Origin of the sequence: Sphingomonas sp. ACRSK (assembly GCF_022346685.1) — a bacterium.
GTDB lineage: Bacteria > Pseudomonadota > Alphaproteobacteria > Sphingomonadales > Sphingomonadaceae > Sphingomonas > Sphingomonas molluscorum.
Map to the genome: position 1 here is coordinate 64845 of NZ_JAKRNR010000017.1, position 20013 is coordinate 84857.

Below are 20013 nucleotides of genomic sequence, written 5' to 3' on the forward strand. Positions count from 1 at the left end.
CCATGCCGGATGCGCTTAGTGGTTGTCGCGCGGCAGACCCATGGTCTGCGCGATGCGCTGGTACTTCTCGGCACCCTCCAGAATCGCGCCGGTGTTCATCTGGCCGACCACCGAACGCTGGATTTCCTGCCATGGCGTCTGCGAAGCCGGATACTTGTACCCGCCCTCCGCCTCGAGCTTGCGACGACGCTCCGCGAGTTCCTCGTCCGAGATCAGCACGTCGGCCGTACCCTTGTTGAGGTCGATGCGGACGCGGTCACCGGTCTGGATGAGCGCCAGGCCGCCCATTGCGGCCGCCTCGGGCGAGGCGTTCAGGATCGACGGGCTACCGCTGGTGCCGGACTGGCGACCGTCGCCGATGCACGGCAGGGCGTGGATGCCCTCGCGGATCAGGTACGCCGGCGGACGCATGTTGACGACCTCGGCCGCGCCCGGATAGCCGATCGGGCCGGCGCCGCGCATGAACATCAGCGTCTCCGCCGTGATGTTCACGGACGGATCGTCAATGCGGTGGTGATAGTCCTCCGGACCGTCGAACACGACCGCGGGGCCTTCGAAGGCGTTCGGATCGTTCGGGTTCGACAGATAGCGCTCGCGGAACTCGTCGCTGATGACGCTGGTCTTCATGATCGCCGCGTCGAACAGGTTGCCCGACAGGACGATGAAGCCGGCTTCTTCCTTCAGCGGCTGGTTGAACGGACGGATGACCTTCTCGTCCTCGATCTCGACGCCACGGCAGTTCTCGCCGATCGTCTTGCCGTTCACGGTCATGACGTCCTCATGGATCAGGCCCTGGTCCATCAGCTGCGAGACCACTGCCGGCACACCGCCTGCGCGATAATAGTCCTCGCCCAGATATTCGCCCGCCGGCTGCAGGTTCACGAGCAGCGGCACCTTGTGGCCGTGCTCCTGCCAATCGCGAATGTCGAGCTCGACGCCCATGTGGCGGGCGAGTGCGGCGAGGTGGATCGGCGCGTTGGTCGAGCCGCCGATCGCCGAGTTGACGACGATCGCGTTCAGGAACGCTTCGCGCGTCATCACGTCGGAGGGCTTCAGGTCCTCGGCCACCATCTCGACGATGCGCTTGCCGGTCTCGTACGCCACTTCCTGACGGTCGCGGTACGGGGCGGGGATCGCGGCCGAGCCTGGAAGCTGCATGCCGAGCGCCTCGGCGAGCGAGTTCATCGTCGTCGCAGTGCCCATGGTGTTGCAGTAGCCCGTCGACGGTGCAGACGACGCCACCAGCTTGATGAAGCCCGCGTTGTCGATCTCGCCGGCTGCGAGCATCTGGCGCGCCTTCCACACGATGGTGCCCGAACCGGTGCGCTCGCCCTTGTGCCAGCCGTTGAGCATCGGACCGACCGACAGGGCGATCGCCGGGATGTTCACGGTGGCCGCTGCCATCAGGCAGGCAGGCGTGGTCTTGTCGCAGCCGATCGTCAGCACGACGGCGTCGAGCGGATAGCCGTACAGCACCTCGACCAGCGCCATGTACGCAAGGTTGCGGTCAAGCCCGGCAGTCGGCCGCTTGCCGGTTTCCTGGATCGGGTGGACCGGGAACTCGAGCGCAATGCCGCCGGCTTCGCGGATACCTTCGCGCAGGCGCTCCGCCAGCACCAGGTGGTGGCGGTTGCAGGGGGAGAGGTCGCTGCCGGTCTGGGCAATGCCGATGATCGGCTTGCCCGACTGGAGCTCGGCCTGGCTGATGCCGAAGTTCATGTACCGCTCGATGTAGAGCGCCGTCATGTCGATATTCTCGGGATTATCGAACCAGGCGCGCGAGCGAAGCTTGTTGGTCGGGGTGGCAGTCATGGGAGGTGTCCGGTCAGCGAGTCGTGGAAAGGCGATAGATCATGACATGCCGGTACGGCTTGCCGGGATCCACTCGGGCGGAAACAAAGTCGGGGTGATTGGGCGCGTCCGGAAACTTCTGCGGTTCCAGGGCAATCCCATCCCCCATGCGATATAGGTGACCCTTCTTGCCCAAATAGGTGCCGTCAAGGAAGTTGCCCGTGTAGAATTGGACCCCGGGCTCGGTGGTCAGCACTTCGAGCACGCGACCCGACTGCGGGTCCTCCAGGCGGGCGGCGAGTTCAGGCTTCGCGGTCAGCCCCTTGTCGAGGGCGAAGTTGTGGTCGTAGCCCTGGCCGTAGCGGATCTGCTGGTCATGGCCGTCCCGGATGCCGTCGGCCACCACGCGCGGGCTGCGGAAGTCGAACACCGTACCCGCGACCGGGCGACGCTCTCCGGTCGGGATAAGCTTGGCATCCACGGGCGTATAGGTCGCCGCAGGAACGGTCAGGCGGTGCCCGGTGGCACCCATCGGCGAACCTTCCCCCGCCAGGTTGAAGATGGCGTGGTTGGTCATGTTGACGATGGTCGGCTTGCTGGTCTTGCCCTCGAAGGCGATCGTCAGCGAACCCCTGTCGTCCAGCGAATAGGTGACGGTCACGTCGAACTGGCCGGGATAGCCGGAATCGCCGTCCGGGCTGCGATGCGCCAGCACGACCCTCGCCACCGGCCCGTTCTTCACGGAAACGACGCGCCAGACCTGCTTGTCGAAGCCCTTGCCGCCGCCGTGCAGCGAGTTGGTCTTGTCGTTGAGCGGCAACTGGAACTTCTTGCCATCCAGCGTGAACGTGCCGCCGGCGATGCGGTTGGCGTAACGCCCCACGGTGACCCCGAAATAGTTCGGATGATCGACATAGTCAGCGAGGTCGTCGTAGCCGAGCACCACGTCCGCCTTGTTGCCGTCGCGGTCGGGTGCGATCAGTGACTGCAGCGTCGCACCATAGGTCAGCACGCGCGCGGAGACGCCGTTGGCGCCCACGAGCGTAATCGCTTCAACTGCAGTGCCGTCCTTCAGCGTTCCGGCAGCGGAACGCTGCACCTCCGCCGCGGATGCCGTCCCCGCCGTCAGCGCTGTCGTGGCCGCCGCCACCAGCGCCAGAACAACTCCATCGCTGCCCACCTTCCGCATCGTCCTATCCTTGTGTATCGACGCCGTTGACGCGCCTTTCGGGGCTATATAGTCGGACAAAATTCACCAGGGCAAGCCGCGCAGCAGATGCTGGCGAACAGCGCGACCGCTTCGGCTTCCACACAGGAGACAGGATGCATGGCGTTGCCGCCAACTTCTTCCGTCGCTTCGACAGGTGCGCACCATGCGCCCGGTGGAAGCTACAAGCCCGCATTGACGCTGCTTGCCAGCCTCTTCTTCATGTGGGGCTTCATCACCGTCATCAACAATACCCTCCTGCCGCATCTCAGGAGCGTGTTTGAACTCGATTACACGCAGACCACGCTGATCGAATCGGTCTGGTTCATCGCGTATTTCGTGGCCTCGATCCCTTCGGCGAAGCTGATCGAGCGGATCGGCTATCAGAAGTCGATCGTGACCGGGCTCGTCATCATGGCAGCCGGTGCGCTGCTGATGGTGCCGGCAGCGCGACTGCCGTCCTATGGCGTCGTGCTCACCGCGCTGTTCATCATCGCCAGCGGGATCACGCTGCTCCAGGTGGCGGCGAACCCGTATGTCGCGGTCATCGGGCCGCCGGAAACCGGCTCCTCGCGCCTCAACCTGGTGCAGGCATTCAACTCGCTCGGCACTACGCTGGCGCCGCTGTTCGCAGGCTATCTGATCCTGGGCCGTTCGAAGGGCGGCACGGCAGAAGCCGGCGTGACGCTTACGGCTGCTGAGCGCTATGCCGATGCGCAGTCGGTGATCCTGCCGTATCTGATCGTTGCGGCGGTGCTGGTGGTGCTTGCCGTGGTCATCGCCCGCTTCCCGCTTCCCGCGATCGGCCAGGCTACCCAGCGCGTCTCGCGCGAGGAGCGGCGCGGCATGTCGCTTTGGAAGCACCGGAACCTCGTCTGGGGTGTGCCGGCGATCTTCATCTACCTGATCGCGGAAATCGGCGTAGCCAACCTGTTCATCAACTTCGTCTCGCAGCCGGACATCGCCGCGATCACGCACGAGCAGGCATCGCGCTACCTGGCGCTGCTGTGGGGCGGCATGATGGTGGGCCGCTTCGTCGGCAGCTTCGTCATGCAGAAGGTGCCCGCCGACAAGGTTCTGGCGTTCTTCGCGGTCGGCGCGTTCATCGTGATGCTGCTGGCGACCTTCACCAGCGGCCATGCGGCGATGTGGTCGCTGATCGCGGTCGGCCTGTTCCACTCGATCATGTTCCCGACGATCTTCACGCTGGGCATCAAGGGCCTGGGTCCGCTCACCGAAGAAGGCTCGGGCCTGCTCATCATGGCGATCGCCGGCGGTGCGCTGGTGGTGGTGCAGGGCTGGCTGGCCGACACGGTCGGGCTGCAGACCTCGTTCCTGCTGACCGCCGCCTGCGAACTCTACATCCTGTTCTACGCGCTGTGGGGCTCCAAGCCCACGCATGCGCTGCCGGAGCCCGAGGTGATCGGGTAATCTTGCCGGCAAGGCACGACGAGGGCGCCTCCGCTACCGCGGGGGCGCCCTTTTCGTATCACTCCATGGCGTGGCGCGTATCCTCGAGCGCCAGGTCGACCAGTGCGCGCATCGCCGCACCGGCTGCCTCCGCATCGCCTGCCGCAATGGCGTCATAGACGCGGACGTGATCGGGCAAGGGATCGCGGGGCAGGGCGCGGGAGCGTTGCTTGAACTGGGTGGTCCAGTTCACCGCCGCCCCGATGCTGGCGCTCAGCACGACCAGCGCGTCGTTCCGCGTGGCGCGGAGGATCGCGTCGTGGAAATCGCGGTCTGCGGCCAGGCCGGCTTCCGTCGCCAGCGTGTGCCGCCGCATGGCCGCCAATGCGTCCTTCATCGCCTTCAGGTCGGCGCGGTCGCGCCGTTCGGCCGCCAGGCGTGCAGCTGCGGGCTCGACGATCGCCCGTAGTTCGAACAGGCTGCGGATGAACTGGATGTCCGGACTGCCTGCGAAAGCCCAGGCGACGACATCCGGATCCAGGAGGTTCCAGCGGTTGCGCGGCAGGACGCGGGTGCCAGCCTTGGGGCGGCTCTCTACCAGCCCCTTTGCCGTCAGGACCTGCACCGCCTCGCGATAGGCGCTGCGGGAAACGTCCAGCGCCTCCGAGAAGGCGATCTCCCCCGAAAGGGTGTCACCAGGCGCATATTCGCCCGAGACGATCGCAAGGCCCAGCTTGTGTGCGATCGCGCCACGCAGCCGGCGCCCGGTGCCGCGCGGCTGTCGCGCCGGCGTGTTTGCGCTCTCCGGCGCATCAGCCTCGCCCTTCGCATTGGTCATCCCTATCTCCCCCGCTAAGGCTGTGGTCGCGTTTTGAATGCCGAACGAACGATTGCCAAGCCGGCACCGCTTTAATATGTCCGAGTAAATAAGGAGCCACCCCATGACCAACGACACCGCAACCCTCAACCGGGCGAGTGACGCCGGCTTTCGTTCGATCTCGGCCGACACGGGCGAGCCCTTTGGAGAGCCGTTTGCCGTTCATGGTCCGGCCGACGTGGACGCGGCCTGCGCCGCGGCGGAAGCAGCGTTCGACGTTTATCGCTCGACCGACCGCGAGACCCGCGCCGCGTTCCTGGAAAAGATCGGCGAAGAGATCCTGGCGATCGGCGACGAGCTGATCGAGACGGCGATGCGCGAGAGCGGCCTGCCGCGCGCGCGCCTGGAGGGTGAGCGCGGCCGCACCGTCGGCCAGCTCAAGATGTTCGCCGGTGTCGTCCGCAAGGGTGGTTGGCTTGGCCTGCGCATCGATCCGGCGCTTCCGGATCGTCAGCCGCTGCCGCGCCCGGACCTGCGCCTGCGCATGATCCCGCTCGGCCCGGTCGCAGTGTTCGGTGCCTCGAACTTCCCGCTCGCGTTCTCGACCGCTGGTGGAGACACCGCCTCGGCGCTCGCCGCCGGTTGCCCGGTCGTTGTGAAGGGCCACCCGGCGCATCCGGCGACGGGCGCGCTGGTCGCAGAGGCTATCCGTCGCGCGGTCGCCGCCTCCAGCCTGCCGGAAGGCGTGTTCTCGCACCTGGTCGGCCCCGGTAACGAACTCGGGTCGCAGCTGGTGCAGGACCCGCGCATCACCGCAGTGGGCTTCACCGGCTCGCGTGGCGGTGGCCTGGCGCTGATGAAGCTTGCACAGGCGCGCGAAGTGCCGATCCCGGTCTATGCCGAGATGTCGAGCATCAACCCCGTTCTGCTGATGCCGGAAGCGCTCAAGGCGCGCGGCGCGGCACTGGGTACGGCCTTCGTCGGCTCGCTGACGATGGGCGCGGGTCAGTTCTGCACGAATCCGGGCCTGCTGCTCGCGATCGAGGGCGAGGGGCTGGATGCATTCGTCGAAGCGGCGAAGACCGCGCTCGTCGAGGCAGGCGCCAGCACCATGCTGACGCCCGGCATCCACAAGGCATATTCGGAGAGCGTCGAGAACCTTGCGTCGCATGCGCAGGTCGAGACGGTCGCGCGTGGCAAGGTGGGCGAGGGCGTGACCCAGGGTCAGGCCGCGTTCTTCTCGACCACGGCGGAGGCATTCCTGGCCGACAAGACGCTGGGGCATGAGGTGTTTGGCGCCTCGTCGATCCTGGTACGTTGCCGCAACGAGGAAGAGCTGCGCCAGGTGCTCGTGGCCGCCGAGGGACAGCTCACCGCCACGCTGCACATGGACGCGGGCGACGCGGAGCTTGCGGCGCGGATGGTACCGGTGCTGGAGCGCAGGGCAGGCCGCATCCTCGCCAACGGCTGGCCGACGGGCGTCGAAGTGACGCATGCGATGGTCCATGGCGGGCCGTTCCCGTCGACTTCCGACGGTCGCACCACTTCGGTCGGTAGCCTCGCGATCGACCGCTTCCTGCGGCCGGTGTCGTACCAGAACCTGCTGCCGGAGCTGCTGCCCGCAGATCTGCGCGACGGGGCACAGGCAGGCCTGCCGCGTCTGATCGACGGCCAGCTCCACAACGATTGATCAATCCCGGCGACCGCAAACGCGGCGTTCAACTGGGGAGGAATTAGGATGACGTTGCGTTTGTTGCAGCATCGGGCGCCGGACGGCACGCGATCGGTGATCGCGGCCCAGGGCGACCGGGCGGCATTCGTGCCGGGGGTCGATAGTGTGCGGGCGCTCGCCGCCCGCGCCATCGCCCAAGGCACCAGCCTGGCGGATGCGGTCGCCGCATGCGGGGAGGGGGCTACCGTCGACCTCGCCGCGGAGTTTGAGGCCGGTCACCTGATCGCGCCGATCGACCATGAGGATCCGGCGCACGTCGTGATGACGGGCACCGGCCTCACGCACCTCGGCTCGGCCGAAGGGCGCGACAAGATGCACCGCGAGGCGGCCGCCGTCGAAAAGCAGACGGACTCCATGCGGATGTTCCTGGAAGGCGTCGAGGGCGGCAAGCCCGCAGCAGGCCAGGTCGGCCAGCAGCCGGAGTGGTTCTACAAGGGCGACGGATCGCAGCTGGTCGCCCCGGGCGCTCCGCTGTCGATGCCCGCCTTCGCCCAAGACGGCGGCGAAGAGCCGGAGCTTGCCGGCATCTACCTGATCGGTCCGGACGGTACGCCGTTCCGCCTAGGTCTCTGCCTCGCCAATGAGTTCAGCGACCATGTGACCGAGCGTCATAACTACCTGTGGCTCGCGCACTCGAAGCTGCGCCAGGCGTCGCTTGGGCCGGAGATCGTCGTCGGCACGCCGCCGTCGGACGTGCGCGGCAGCAGCCGCATCCTGCGCAACGGCGAGGTTCTCTGGGAAAAGCCGTTCCTGTCGGGTGAGGACAACATGTCCCACAGCCTGGCGAACCTGGAGGCGCATCACTTCAAATATGCGCTGTTCCGCCGCCCCGGCGACATCCACATCCACTTCTTCGGGACGGCCACGCTGTCGTTCACCGACGGCGTGAAGACGGAAACCGGCGACGTGTTCGAGATCGAAGCGGCGCCGTTCACGCTGCCGCTGCGCAACCCGCTCGCCCGCGACGCCGAGGCGCCGGTGACCGTTCGCGCACTCTGATCCAGCCTGCCCGGCCTCCGCGCCATCGCGGGGCCGGGCAGCCACTGCCGATCGCCAAAGGGCTTGCAGTCCGGGCGGTCAGCAGCGACGAGGGATGCAGCCCGCGCGGTATCGGTCGCGCCCTTGCACAGGATCCTTCGATGGTCGTCACGGACATCGCAACCCGCACGTACGACCATAATTTTCGGCTCGACCCGATCGTCCGCAGCCTGCTCGATACGGACTTCTACAAGCTGCTGATGCTGCAGATGATCCGGCACGTGCATCCGGACGTCGACGCGACCTTTTCCGTGATCAATCGCACCCACTTGGTTCGCCTGGCGGAGGTGATCGACGAAGCGGAGCTGCGCGCGCAGCTCGACCATGCCCGCACCATTCGGTTCGCGAAGAAGGAGTTGATCTGGCTCGCGGGCAACAGCTTCTACGGCACGGCACGGATGTTCAGCCCGGATTTCATCCGCTGGCTGGCCGATTTCCAGCTGCCGCCCTATGTGCTGGAGAAGCACGACGGCCAGTATGCGCTGCATTTCGAAGGCCCTTGGACCCACACCACCATGTGGGAAATCCCGGCGCTGACCATCATCAACGAGCTACGCGCTCGCGCCGCCATGCGCGACAAGGGTCGGTTTGCACTCGACGTGCTCTATGCTCGAGCCAAGGCGAAGCTCTGGCAGAAGGTCGAGCGGCTGCGCGCGCTCCCAGATCTGGTTCTGTCCGATTTCGGAACCCGCCGTCGCCATGGTTTTCTTTGGCAACGCTGGTGCGTCGACGCCCTGAAGGAGGGACTCGGCGACCGATTCATCGGCACGTCCAATGTGTTGCTGGCCATGGATGCGGACCTGGAGGCGATCGGGACCAACGCGCACGAGCTTCCCATGGTGGAGGCAGCCTTGTCAGACAGCGATGCGGAACTCGCCGGAGCGCCCTATCGCGTGCTGGAGCAATGGCGGCAGCATTACGGGGGCAACCTGCTGGTGGCCTTGCCGGACGCGTTCGGGACGACGGCGTTCCTGGCGAACGCACCCGCCTGGGTAGCGGACTGGACAGGCTTCCGCCCCGACAGCGCACCCCCGATTGCGGCCGGGGAGCAGATCATCGCCTGGTGGCAACGCCACGGCGTCGATCCGCGCAGCAAGTTGTTGATCTTTTCGGACGGCATGGACGTGGACACGATTGAGCAGGTCTACGGCCACTTCCATGGCCGCGTGCGGATGAGCTTTGGCTGGGGCACCAACCTTACCAACGATTTCCGGGATTGCGATCCCGATGGCGCCCACGGGCTTGAGCCGATCTCGCTGGTGTGCAAGGTCACTCGGGTAAACGGGCGCCCCGCGGTGAAGCTCTCCGACAATCCGGAGAAGGCAACGGGCGAACCGGACGAAATCGCGCGCTACCTGCGCGTATTCGGCGGGGAAGACCGCGTCGCGAGCGCGGTGGAGGTCTAGGCTAGGGCGCTGAGCCGTTCGCGTGCCGGACCCTCGGTGGAGGGAGCCGGCACGCGTGGCATGCTATTGCGCTTGCGCCGTGTTCGAAGGCGCGATCTGGCCCGACGGTCCTTCCTCGCTCATCTGCTTCGCGTGGTGGATGTTGTACCCCACGAAGATGATCGCCCAGATCGCCGCGATGATCAGCAGGATGATCGCGAGGCGCCGGAGGGGCGGTCCTTTTCGAGGATCGGGCGGCACGGGCATGATGAAGTCCTTCGGATCGGTAGGCGCAGGGGCGAGTCTTAGTGGCTGGCGTCCTCGCCGGCAGCGCGAAGGTCGACAAAGGTGCGCATCACCTTCGGGATACCGCCGATCACGAACGAAGCCATCGACTGCTCTTCAGCCAGCGACTGCTCGAGCAGCGCGGTGACGCTGCCAAACCCGCCGTCTTCGGCCAGGGTGATAAGACCGGTGTAGCTTGCGATTTCGAAGTTCTCGAACGCGAAGTTCGCAAAGCTGTTCTTGATGATCTCGTCGCCAGCCACCGTATGGCTGAGCGCTGCCAGATTGCCGGAGATGCTGAGACCCAGGTCCTTCAGGTTGGAATGGCTTTCTCCGAGATCGGCAAGGATTTGCTCGACGCGGGAGATCTGCTGCTCGGTCTCGGCCCGGTGGCTGCGCAGCCGGGCTTCGATTTCGGGATAATGCGCGAGACGATCGAGCTGACGGTCGATCAGCGCCAGAGCCTGATGCTCGACTGCGTGCACGTCGCGCAGGCCGGTGATGAACAGCGGACGGATGATCTCATTGACAGTTGCCATGGGCGTCTCCTCTCGGTTGCGCCTTCAAAGCGCGCGGGAGGAAGGAGAGGTTCCCTCTGGCGTGAAGCGAGATCGGGGCGGGGAAGCATCGGAACCCGCCACCAACGTGGACGATGGCGTCAGGCGCTGGCGAGAAGCGGAAGTGGCCGGGCGAACTCGATCCGGTTGCGACCCAGGGCCTTCGCCGAATAGAGCGCGCGGTCCGCGGCGGAAAGCAGGCTGGGCAGGTCCACGCCGTCGGCGCCCAGCTCCGCCAGCCCGACGCTCACGGTTGCACGGATGTTGCCGCTCTCGCCGTGGACGGTGCCGGCAAAGCGTCGCGCTACCGCCTCGCCGATCTCGCTTGCGCGACTGCCATTCTGTCCCGGCAGCAGCGCCGCAAATTCCTCGCCGCCCAACCGCACCAGCAGGGTCCTGCTCCCGATCGTTTCCTGCGCGATCGAGGCGAAGGACTTTAGGACCTCGTCCCCGGCAGCGTGTCCGTAGCGATCATTGATGGACTTGAAGTGGTCCAGGTCGAACGCGAGCAGCGAGGCGCACGTGCTGTCGGTCAGCATGGCAGCCCCCTCCTCGAAGAAGCGCTGCCGGTTGCCGAGCCCCGTAAGGAAGTCGGTGCGCGAGATCGCAAGGAGCTTGCCCTGCGCCTCTTCGCGAACGAGCGCCAGCAGGGCCATGGGCATCGCCATCGAGTAGAGCACGCCTTCGTACAGGGTCGCCTCCGCCAGCGACGGCAGGATGTCGTCGCCATAGATGCCAGCCAGCACCGGGAGCACGAGCGCTCGGAACGCGTAGAAGAGGGCATGCCCTCCGGCGATCGCGACGGGAATGGGGAGCGATCGGAGCGACCGTAGCGTGGGGCTGCGCGCGAGCCGCCATGCGGTCAGCCCGCAGACCAGGGAGATTGGCAGCGCGGAGCAGTAGTTCCACAAGATCGATCGCGCGCCGGAACCGACGCTTGCCCAGGCGACGGCGACGAACAGCAGAAGCGCCACGGACTGGCGCGCGTAGCGATGCCCGTCCAGTCGCCCAACGCCGTTCAGGACCAGCAGATATCCGGACAGGATGACGAGGTTGCTGAGCGCCCACCCTGTAGCACCCGGGAGATGGGTTCGCCCGATCGCGAGCCCGCATCCGACCGCCAGAACCGCGTACCCCGCAGCCCAGGTGCCGAGTTCGGCAGACCGCCCCGCCCGAGCCTGTCGTTCCCAAAGCGTCATCCCCGCGCCGACGAGCAACGTGCCGATCGCCAGACCGTACAGGGTGAGAAGGTCCAAATGCATCTCAATACAGCCCCCTAAAGGCTGCAATAGCGCAATCGAGATGAAATTTCCACGCCCGTGGAACCGGATGGCCGCTGCCGCGTTTTGCGCGCCCGTGGGATTGTTGCCGCCGTACATCGTGGCGGAGAGGGTGGGATTCGAACCCACGGTGAGCGTGAACCCACGGCGGTTTTCAAGACCGCTGCCTTAAACCACTCGGCCACCTCTCCGCACACAGCGCGCTTACGGCGGCTGGTCGGGTTTGTGCAAGCCTCTCGACGCTTAGGGGTTTCGCGCGGGCTCTCCGCTGTGGCACAGAGCCGCTTCACGTGCGGGAGCCGAGTATGCGTAGATGGGGCAAGGGGCTGCTCGCCCTTGCGGCGATGATGTCGATCAGCGGTTCGGCGGCAGCCCAGGACGAGGCGGGGTTCCAGGCCTATCTTCAGGGAGTTGCAGCAAAAGCACGGTCCCAGGGTGTGAGCGAGCGCGCGATCGGCGCCGTGCTGAACGGGCTCACCTACAATCCGCGGGTGGTGGAACTCGACCGCGGCCAGCCCGGCGGGACCAGCAATAGTGTTCCCGCCTTTGCTCCGTACAAGGCCCGTCATGTCGACGCCGCCCGCATCAACCGCGGGCGCGAGGCGTATCGCGCACAGCGCCCGAAGCTGATGCGGATCGAGCAGGAGACCGGCGTACCCGAATCGATCATGGTCGCGATCTGGGGCCATGAGACCAACTACGGCGGCTACACCGGCAACTTCGACCTGCCGCGCTCGCTCGCGACCCTCGCCTATGAGGGGCGCCGCCGCGCGCTGTTCGAGCCGGAATTGATCGCGACCATGAAAATGGTCGACCGGGGGGTTCCGCGCGACAGCCTGAAGGGCAGCTGGGCAGGGGCGACCGGGTACCCACAGTTCCTGCCGTCGATCTACCTTCGCCTCGCACGCGACGGCGACGGTGACGGCCGGGCGAACATCTGGACCAGCGCAGCCGATGCCCTGGCGTCGATCGGCAACTACTTCGTCAATGCCGGCTGGCGCCCCGGACAGCCCTGGGGTGTCGCGGTGAACGTTCCCGCCAACCTGAACCGGGGGTCGCTCACCTCGCCGACGCGGTCGCCGCGGTGCCCCCGCGTGCATGAGCGGCACACGCGCTGGCGGAGCATGGCCGAGTGGCGGCGCCTGGGCGTGGTCCCGCAATCCGGCCGCTGGCCGGACGACACCATTCAGGCGACGCTTCTCGAACCGGACGGTCCGGGAAACACCGCCTATCTCCTCACCGGGAACTACCGGGTGATCCTGGATTACAACTGCTCGAACTTCTACGCGCTGTCGGTGGGGCTGCTGGCCGATGAAGTCGCACGCTAGCGCGTTGGGAGTGCTGCTGCTGGCGGGGTGCGCGGCGAGCACGCTGCCGCCCGCGCCGCAGCAGCCTCCAAGCGACCTTACGCTCCCTGCCGCGCCACCGACACCCGAGGCTCGCTACGATGCCGTCGGCTGGGCGAATACGGCGGCCGCGCCGGACGCCGACGGCGCCGTGTTCGTCGTCCATCCGACGCTCGCTGCGGGCAGCTTTGTCGAGCTCACGCTGCTCGACGGCGGCCGCACGACGGTGATGAAGGTTGGCCGAAACGCCCCGGTCGCTCCGGGATATGTCCTGGCCCTCTCGCCGGTTGCTGCACAAGCGCTCGGCGTCGGATCAGCGCCGGTAGCCGTGCGGGTGAGGGAGGTCGTGCCGCCGGCCCACGAGCGTGCCGCAGCCGAAGGGGGGAGCCTGACGCGGATGGATGCGCCACAGGTGCTGCTGACGGCGCTGCGCAAGCGTCTTCCGCCGTCGCCGGCCGCGGGATCCACGCCGGGGATCGGCGCGGTGGCGCAGGCGCCGATATCCCCACAACCGCCGTCGCGTCCCGGGCCCAAGCCGATCGAGACCGTCGCGCTGCCGCCGAGCCAAGTTTCGCCGCTGCCCGCGGTGCCGGTTGCTCCGCCACCTACACCCGCCTCCAGCGTGCCCGCGACCGGCGCCTGGGCCGTTCAGGTGGCGGCGCTGTCGAACGCGACCCGCGCCGAGGCGCTGGCGCGCGAGCTGGGCGGCTTCACGCGACGTACGGGGGCGCTGGTCCGTGTACGCATGGGGCCGTATTCAACCAACGCGGCCGCCGAACGCGGGCGTGCGCAAGCCGCTGCGCGCGGCTATGGTGACGCAAAAGTTATTCGCAACGACTGACCTAAGGCCCTGGACCCTACGATGAAGAAGCTGCTTACCGCCGTCCTGCTTTCCGCCGTCGCCGTCACGCCGTCGGTCGCCGCTGCGCCCCCATTCGAGACTCCGGCGCCCGTCGCCTATCTCCAGGACCTGTCATCGGGCGCCATCCTGTATGCCAAGGATGCCGACCGCCGCATGCCGCCGGCCTCCATGGCCAAGATGATGACCGCCTATGTGGCGTTCGACCTCATCAAGAAGGGCGAGCTGAAGCTCGACCAGAAGTTCCAGGTGCGCCCCGAAACCTGGCAGCGCTGGCATGGCCCGGCTGCGGGCTCGACCATGTTCCTGTCCGTGAACGAGCAGGTCAGCGTCGACGACTTGCTCAAGGGGATCATCACCCTTTCCGGCAACGACGCGTGCGTGGTCCTGGCCGAAGGCGTCGCGGGGACGGAAGAGGCGTTCACGAGTCTGATGAACCAGCGCGCCAAGGAGCTGGGGCTGACCAACAGCCACTTCGGCACGTCCAACGGCTGGCCGGATGAAGGCCGCACCTTTGTCAGCGCGCGGGACTTGGCGACGCTCGCGTCCGCGACGATCCAGAAGTTCCCCGATCTCTACAAACGCTTCTATTCGCTGGAAAGCTTCACCTGGGGCAAGACGCTGGGCGCGGGCAGCGACATCACGCAGGCGAATCGTGACCCGCTGCTCGGGCGCGTCGCCGGCGCCGATGGCCTGAAGACCGGCCACACCGAGGAGGCCGGCTATGGTTTCACCGGTTCCGCCGAACAGAACGGCCGGCGCCTGGTGATGGTGCTGGCGGGCCTGACGAGCTTCAACCAGCGCATTTCCGAATCGGTCCGCTTCATGGAGTGGGGCTTCCGTGCGTGGCGTGCCCGGCCCATCGCTAAGAAGGGCAAGCTGGTCGAAACCGCCGATGTCCAGCTGGGGGATAGCAGCACCGTCGGCCTCGTCGCGCCGCGCGACCTGACCGTCACGGTTCCGGCGGGCGCCGCTACCGAACTCGCAGGCACGGTCGTGTATCAGGGGCCGATCAAGGCGCCGATCAAGGCCGGCCAGCATATCGCCGATCTCGTCATCTCCTCGCCCGGCATGGAGCCGCAGCGCCTGCCGCTGGTGGCCGAGAAGGACGTGGACGAGGCCGGCTTCTTCGGTCGCGCCTGGGCGGGCCTGATGGCGCTGTTCGGCGCTTGAGCGGCCTGTTCATCTCGTTGGAGGGCGGCGAGGGCGTCGGCAAGTCGACCCAGACCACCCGCCTCGCTGCCGCGTTGGAGGCGCGGGGCCTGCACGTCGTGGTCACCCGGGAGCCGGGCGGCAGCGAGGGCGCGGAAGCGATCCGCGGCCTGCTGATGCAGGGCGAGGTGACGCGCTGGAGCCCCCATGCCGAGGCGCTCTTGTTCGCAGCGGCGCGGGCGGATCATGTCGAAAAGCGCATCCGTCCTGCCCTCGAGGCGGGGCAGTGGGTGTTGTGCGATCGATATATCGATAGCACCCGCGCGTATCAGGGCGGGCAGGGGATCGATGACGCGGCGATCCTAGCGCTGCATGCCTTTGGGTCGAAGGGGCTGCTCCCGGATCGGACCCTGCTGCTGTCCCTGCCCGAAGGGGCGGGGGAGGAGCGTGCGCTCGTCCGGGACCGTGGCGTCGCGGATCGGTTCGGTGCCAGGGGACCCGAGTTCCACGCACAAGTCGCGGCGGCCTTCGAACGGATCGCCGACGGCGAAGCCGCGCGTGTCCGCCGTGTCGATGCGGCGGGAACGCCCGAAGCCGTGACGGCCCGCCTGATGGATGCGCTCGCCGACCTCCTGCCATGATCGAACTCGTCGGGAATCGGGCCGCGCACGACGCCTTCTTCACGGCGGCAGAGCGGGGCGGGCTGCACCACGCCTGGCTCCTGGCGGGGCCGGAGGGGGTAGGGAAGGCCAGCTTCGCCCGCGTGGCGGCGGCCCGCCTGCTTGCGCTTGCGGTCGATCCCCGGGTGCCGGTTCGCGGAGGCGCGCTTGCCGAGGAGGACCGAACCGCGGCGCTGATCGCGGCGGGCTCTCACCCGGACTATCGCGAGATGGCCCGGCAGCCAAAGGACCCGGCAAAGCCCGACGAGAACCTCGCCCGCAGCATCCCGATCGCGCAGGTGCGTGCACTCCAGCCGATGTTCGCGACCAAGCCGTCGCTGTCCGAACGACGCGTGGTGCTGATCGACGCGATCGACGACTTGGAAACGGCAGCTGCCAACGCGCTGCTGAAGAACCTTGAGGAGCCGCCCGCCGGCACGATCTTCCTGCTGATCAGCCATGCGCCCGGCCGACTGCTCCCAACGATCCGCTCGCGCTGCCGGATGCTCCGCTTCGAGCGGCTTTCGGATGCGGAGGTGGGGACCGTCGTCCGGGCGGCGATGCCGGACGTGAGCGATGTCGAATGCGATGCGCTGGTCCGCGGGGGCGAAGGATCGCCTGGTCGCGCGCTCGCCTTCGCTGGCCTCGACGTCGCCGCCCTGGAGCGTGCGATGGCGGCGATCGCCGGCGACGGCGATCCAAGCAACGCGCTGCGCGGCAAGCTCGCCAAGGCACTTGGCGGCAAGGCTGCGCAGCACCGGTATGAAGCGTTTCTGGAGCGCGCACCGAGCTTCATCGCCGCCAGAGCGCGTGAGCGCAGTGGCGTCGCCTTGCGCACGGCGCTGGGCGCCTATGAGGCGGCACGCGCACTCGCGGCGGCAGCGCCGGGCCTCTCGCTGGACGCACAGGCAACGGTGTTCGAGATGGGCGGCATTCTTGCGCGTCTCGCAGAGCAGGACGGGCTTCAATCGCGCGGAGCGATGCACTAGGGACACGGCATGGCCGAGCCCTATTACATCACCACCGCGATCCATTATCCCAACGGCAAGCCGCACATCGGCCACGCCTACGAGATGATCGCCGCCGACGCGATCGCGCGTTTTCACCGCCAGGCGGGCCGCGACGTCCGCTTCCAGACCGGGACCGACGAGCACGGCCTCAAGATGGTGCAGACCGCGCGCAAGCGGGGCATGGAAGTGCGCGCGCTTGCGGACGAAATGTCGAGCTATTTCCATGAGATGGCGGACAAGCTTGACATCTCCTATGATCGCTTCATCCGGACCGTGGAGCCGGCGCACTATGCGGCGAGCCAGGCAATCTGGCAGGCGATGGCCGATGCCGGCGACCTGTACCTGTCCCGTTACGAGGGCTGGTACTCCGTTCGCGACGAGGCGTTCTACGAAGAGAAGGAACTGACCGAAGGGGAAGGGGGCGTTCGCCTTTCACCTCAGGGAACGCCGGTCGAGTGGACCGCCGAGGAGACCTGGTTCTTCCGGCTTTCCAAGTACCAGCAGCCGCTGCTCGATTTCTATGCGGGGCATCCGGAGTTCATCCAGCCCGAGAGCCGGCGCAACGAGGTACTGCGCTTCGTCGAGGGAGGGCTTGCCGACTTGTCGGTATCGCGTACCAGCTTCGACTGGGGCGTGCCGGTGCCGGGTAGCCCCGGTCACGTCATGTACGTCTGGGTCGACGCACTGACCAATTACCTGACCGGCGCCGGCTATCCGGATGGTGGGGACACGGCGCGCTTCTGGCCCGCCGACCTGCACCTGATCGGGAAGGACATTGTCCGGTTCCACGCGGTCTATTGGCCTGCCTTCCTGATGTCTGCCAAGCTCGCGCTGCCGCGGCAGGTATTCGGCCATGGCTTCCTCCTCAACCGCGGGGAGAAAATGTCCAAGTCGACCGGAAACGTCATCGACCCGATGGCCCTTGCTGGCTTGTACGGTGTCGACGCGCTGCGCTATTTTCTGCTGCGCGACATCAGCTTCGGTCAGGACGGGACCTTCTCGGACGAGGCGATCGTCACTCGTGCCAACGCCGATCTCGCCAACAGTTTCGGCAATCTGGCGCAGCGCACCCTGTCGTTCATCGCGAAGAACCTGGACGGCGTGCTGCCGTTGCCCGGCCGCAGTGACCCCGCCGACGATGCTTTGCTCGCGCAGGTGGCGGAGGCAGGCGCCGCATTCCGCGAAGAGTTCGCCGCCCTTTCCCTGGGACAGGCACTGGAAAGCTGGATGCGGGGGGTGTTTGCCTGCAACCAGTATATCGACGCACAAGCGCCCTGGTCGCTGCGCAAGACCGACCCGGAGCGGATGCATGCCGTGCTTGGAACGCTGGTGCGGGCCATCCGCGATCTCGCGATCCTGGTATGGCCGGTGATCCCCACCTCGGCCGGTCGTGTGCTCGACCAGTTGGGGCAGGATGCGCGCGATCATGGCGCGCTCGCTGACTCCGCCTGGTACATCCGTGCGGCGGACGCGGGCTTCCGCATCGCTCCGCCCGCACCGATATTCCCGCGGCTCGCGCTGGAAGAGGCTGCGGTATCCGCATGAAGCTCGCCGACAGCCACTGCCACCTGAACTACAAGGATGTCTTCGAGCAGCAGCCGGAGGTGCTGGCGCGCGCGCGGGACGCTGGCGTGGTGGCGATGCTCAACATCTCGACCCGAGAGAACGAGTGGGACGCGGTGATCGGCACCGCAGAGCGTGAGCCGGACGTCTGGGCGACGATCGGCATCCACCCGAACGAAGCAGACAGCTACCCCGAGGTCGATACCGAGCGGCTTGTCGCCCGGGCCGCTCATCCTCGCGTCGTCGGCATCGGAGAGACCGGACTGGATTACTACTATGAGCATTCCGATCGCGCCCGGCAGCAAGCGAGCTTCCGCAGCCATCTCGCTGCCTGCCGGCAAATCGGCCTTCCGGTGGTGGTGCACACGCGGGATGCCGAGGCGGATACTGCGGCGATCCTGAAGGAAGAGATGGGGAAGGGGAGCTTCCCCGGCGTGATCCATTGCTTCACCGGCACTGCGGAATTCGCGCGCCAGGCGCTCGATCTCGGCTTCTACATCTCCATTTCCGGCATCGTGACGTTCAAGAACGCGCGCGAACTCCAGGAAACCGCACGCTGGCTGCCGCGCGAGCGCCTGCTGGTGGAGACCGACGCGCCGTTCCTGGCGCCGGTGCCGCATCGCGGACGTCCCGGCGAGCCCGCCTATGTCGCGGACACCTGCCGCTTCCTTGCGGAGCTGCGCGGGGAGGATGTCGAGGGGCTGGCGGATACCACCCGCGCGAACTTCCACGCGCTGTTTGCGAAAACGACCGCGTGAAGATCCGCATCCTGGGCTCCGGCACTTCGTCGGGCGTGCCGCGGCTTGGCGGAGACTGGGGAGCATGCGATCCGACCGATCCTCGTAACCGGCGCACACGCGTGTCGGCACTGATCGAGACGGACACGACGCGCATCCTGATCGACACCGGCCCCGACATGCGGCAGCAGCTGCTCGACGCCGAGGTGGCGGACGTGGATGCGGTGCTCTGGACCCACGACCATGCCGATCACTGCCATGGCATCGACGACCTGCGACAGCTATTCCATCTGCGCGGACAGCCGGTACGCGGCTATGCCCGTCCTGAGACATTGGCAGTGCTGCGGGAACGCTTCGGCTACGTCTTCTTCGGCCGCAATGGCTACCGGGCAACCGTCGACGCGCAGGAGCTTCCGGATCGGCTGCGGATCGGCGACATCGACATTTCCGTGACCGATCAGCCGCATGGGGCGATCCGGTCCGCGGGACTGCGTTTCGAAAGTGGTGGTCGTTCCGTTGTTTACGCGACGGACTTCAACGAAGTGACAGACGCGATGCTTGCGCTTTACCGAGGGTGCGACCTCATGGTCGTCGATGCGCTTCGGGATGCACCGCATCCGACGCACCCGACGGTGGACGAGGCGCTGGCGCTGGTAAAGGCGTGCGGCGATCCGCGAGCGGTGTTGATCCACATGGACCACAGCCTGGATTACCGGGCGCTTCGATCCCGGCTGCCGGCGCACGTCGAGCCGGGCTTCGACGGCTTGGAACTGGCCGCGTGAGCCTGGAGAGCAGCGCCGAGCTGCTCTGGGGCATCGGAGCGCTCGTGCTTGCTGTATCCGCGCTGATCGCCCGCCGTCCGAGCAGAAATACGATCCTGCGCTCATTGCTGGCGTGGCTGCTCATCGGCGCAGTGATCGTTCTGGCTGTGGTGAGCGTGTACTATCTCAGTGGTACGGCTGAGGAGAATGAGGGCAGCACAGGCTCCGGTAGCGCAGCACTCGTTCTATATTCGGCTGCACATTAACATAATGTATATTACCGGTCTAATGTATTGTAAGCGCTAAGTACAAATGGCACCAGCCCGCTAGATAGAAATGGCACTCTGCGGTGCTATCGGCGGGTCGCCGGTGTCATAGCCGTTCTTGGCAACGAGGACGCGCATTGTATGACGGTGCTGACGGT

General features: G+C 66.7%; 19 protein-coding genes and 1 tRNA gene. 13 read left to right on the plus strand and 7 right to left on the minus strand.

Translation table 11 applies throughout. The features are described 5' to 3' along the window. Window positions 1-15: 15 nt before the first annotated feature. A complete protein-coding gene (locus MHZ35_RS10790; protein WP_239435596.1) occupies window positions 16-1812 on the minus strand; it encodes an IlvD/Edd family dehydratase in 1797 nt (598 codons plus the stop codon). Between the two features lie 13 nt (window positions 1813-1825). Continuing rightward, window positions 1826-2980 carry an aldose epimerase family protein gene (locus tag MHZ35_RS10795; RefSeq protein ID WP_239435597.1) on the minus strand — a complete coding sequence of 385 codons (1155 nt, stop codon included), beginning with the start codon at window positions 2978-2980 and terminating at the stop codon, window positions 1826-1828. A 138-nt stretch (window positions 2981-3118) separates the two neighbouring features. Between MHZ35_RS10795 and MHZ35_RS10800 the strand changes: the two genes are divergently transcribed. Then, window positions 3119-4429: a sugar MFS transporter gene (locus MHZ35_RS10800; protein WP_239435598.1), complete on the plus strand. Its 1311-nt coding sequence runs from the start codon at window positions 3119-3121 to the stop codon at window positions 4427-4429. A gap of 58 nt (window positions 4430-4487) precedes the next feature. Here the strand turns inward: MHZ35_RS10800 and MHZ35_RS10805 are convergent, their stop codons facing one another. Beyond that, a complete protein-coding gene (locus MHZ35_RS10805; protein WP_239435599.1) occupies window positions 4488-5246 on the minus strand; it encodes a FadR/GntR family transcriptional regulator in 759 nt (252 codons plus the stop codon). Window positions 5247-5349: 103 nt separating this feature from the next. Here MHZ35_RS10805 and MHZ35_RS10810 point away from each other — a divergent pair, with 103 nt between their 5' ends. The 3 genes from MHZ35_RS10810 to pncB all read left to right on the plus strand — a co-directional run bounded on the left by MHZ35_RS10810 (window position 5350) and on the right by pncB (window position 9401). Then, on the plus strand, window positions 5350-6915 hold the full coding sequence (locus MHZ35_RS10810; RefSeq protein ID WP_239435600.1) for an aldehyde dehydrogenase (NADP(+)): 1566 nt from the start codon (window positions 5350-5352) through the stop codon (window positions 6913-6915). Window positions 6916-6963: 48 nt separating this feature from the next. Then, entirely contained in the window at window positions 6964-7956 is a 993-nt protein-coding gene (araD1, locus tag MHZ35_RS10815) for an AraD1 family protein (RefSeq protein ID WP_239435601.1), read from the plus strand. A gap of 140 nt (window positions 7957-8096) precedes the next feature. Beyond that, window positions 8097-9401: a nicotinate phosphoribosyltransferase gene (gene pncB / locus MHZ35_RS10820; RefSeq protein ID WP_239435602.1), complete on the plus strand. Its 1305-nt coding sequence runs from the start codon at window positions 8097-8099 to the stop codon at window positions 9399-9401. Between the two features lie 63 nt (window positions 9402-9464). Here pncB and MHZ35_RS10825 read toward each other — a convergent pair whose 3' ends face one another. The 4 genes from MHZ35_RS10825 to MHZ35_RS10840 form a co-directional block, all read right to left on the minus strand. Beyond that, complete coding sequence (locus tag MHZ35_RS10825; protein WP_239435603.1) at window positions 9465-9647, minus strand: hypothetical protein; 183 nt, start codon at window positions 9645-9647, stop codon at window positions 9465-9467. A gap of 38 nt (window positions 9648-9685) precedes the next feature. After that, the gene (locus MHZ35_RS10830; RefSeq protein WP_125959661.1) at window positions 9686-10204 is read right to left on the minus strand and encodes a ferritin-like domain-containing protein; all 519 of its coding nucleotides are present in this window, start codon (window positions 10202-10204) and stop codon (window positions 9686-9688) included. 119 nt (window positions 10205-10323) lie between these two features. Further along, complete coding sequence (locus tag MHZ35_RS10835; protein ID WP_239435604.1) at window positions 10324-11601, minus strand: GGDEF domain-containing protein; 1278 nt, start codon at window positions 11599-11601, stop codon at window positions 10324-10326. A 2-nt stretch (window positions 11602-11603) separates the two neighbouring features. After that, window positions 11604-11693, minus strand: a tRNA-Ser gene (locus MHZ35_RS10840). Window positions 11694-11807: 114 nt separating this feature from the next. Between MHZ35_RS10840 and MHZ35_RS10845 the strand changes: the two genes are divergently transcribed. The 9 genes from MHZ35_RS10845 to MHZ35_RS10885 are packed head-to-tail and all read left to right on the plus strand — an operon-like array spanning window position 11808 to window position 19855. Then, window positions 11808-12830 (plus strand): lytic murein transglycosylase, encoded by a 1023-nt coding sequence (locus MHZ35_RS10845; RefSeq protein ID WP_239435605.1) that lies wholly within the window; start codon window positions 11808-11810, stop codon window positions 12828-12830. Further along, the gene (locus MHZ35_RS10850) at window positions 12814-13689 is read left to right on the plus strand and encodes an SPOR domain-containing protein (protein ID WP_239435606.1); all 876 of its coding nucleotides are present in this window, start codon (window positions 12814-12816) and stop codon (window positions 13687-13689) included. Before MHZ35_RS10845 ends, MHZ35_RS10850 begins: the two co-directional genes overlap by 17 nt. Before the next feature lie 21 nt (window positions 13690-13710). Continuing rightward, entirely contained in the window at window positions 13711-14880 is a 1170-nt protein-coding gene (locus MHZ35_RS10855; protein WP_239435607.1) for a D-alanyl-D-alanine carboxypeptidase family protein, read from the plus strand. Next, window positions 14877-15500 carry a dTMP kinase gene (tmk, locus tag MHZ35_RS10860; RefSeq protein ID WP_239435608.1) on the plus strand — a complete coding sequence of 208 codons (624 nt, stop codon included), beginning with the start codon at window positions 14877-14879 and terminating at the stop codon, window positions 15498-15500. Before MHZ35_RS10855 ends, tmk begins: the two co-directional genes overlap by 4 nt. Beyond that, window positions 15497-16507 carry an AAA family ATPase gene (locus tag MHZ35_RS10865; RefSeq protein WP_239435609.1) on the plus strand — a complete coding sequence of 337 codons (1011 nt, stop codon included), beginning with the start codon at window positions 15497-15499 and terminating at the stop codon, window positions 16505-16507. Before tmk ends, MHZ35_RS10865 begins: the two co-directional genes overlap by 4 nt. 9 nt (window positions 16508-16516) lie before the next feature. After that, entirely contained in the window at window positions 16517-18073 is a 1557-nt protein-coding gene (gene metG / locus MHZ35_RS10870) for a methionine--tRNA ligase (protein ID WP_239435610.1), read from the plus strand. Then, window positions 18070-18849: a TatD family hydrolase gene (locus tag MHZ35_RS10875; protein WP_239435611.1), complete on the plus strand. Its 780-nt coding sequence runs from the start codon at window positions 18070-18072 to the stop codon at window positions 18847-18849. Before metG ends, MHZ35_RS10875 begins: the two co-directional genes overlap by 4 nt. After that, entirely contained in the window at window positions 18846-19610 is a 765-nt protein-coding gene (locus tag MHZ35_RS10880) for an MBL fold metallo-hydrolase (protein ID WP_239435612.1), read from the plus strand. The genes MHZ35_RS10875 and MHZ35_RS10880 overlap by 4 nt, the downstream gene beginning before the upstream one ends. Further along, window positions 19607-19855, plus strand: a complete 249-nt coding sequence (locus MHZ35_RS10885) for a hypothetical protein (protein WP_239435613.1) — start codon at window positions 19607-19609, stop codon at window positions 19853-19855. Before MHZ35_RS10880 ends, MHZ35_RS10885 begins: the two co-directional genes overlap by 4 nt. Window positions 19856-20013: the final 158 nt, after the last annotated feature.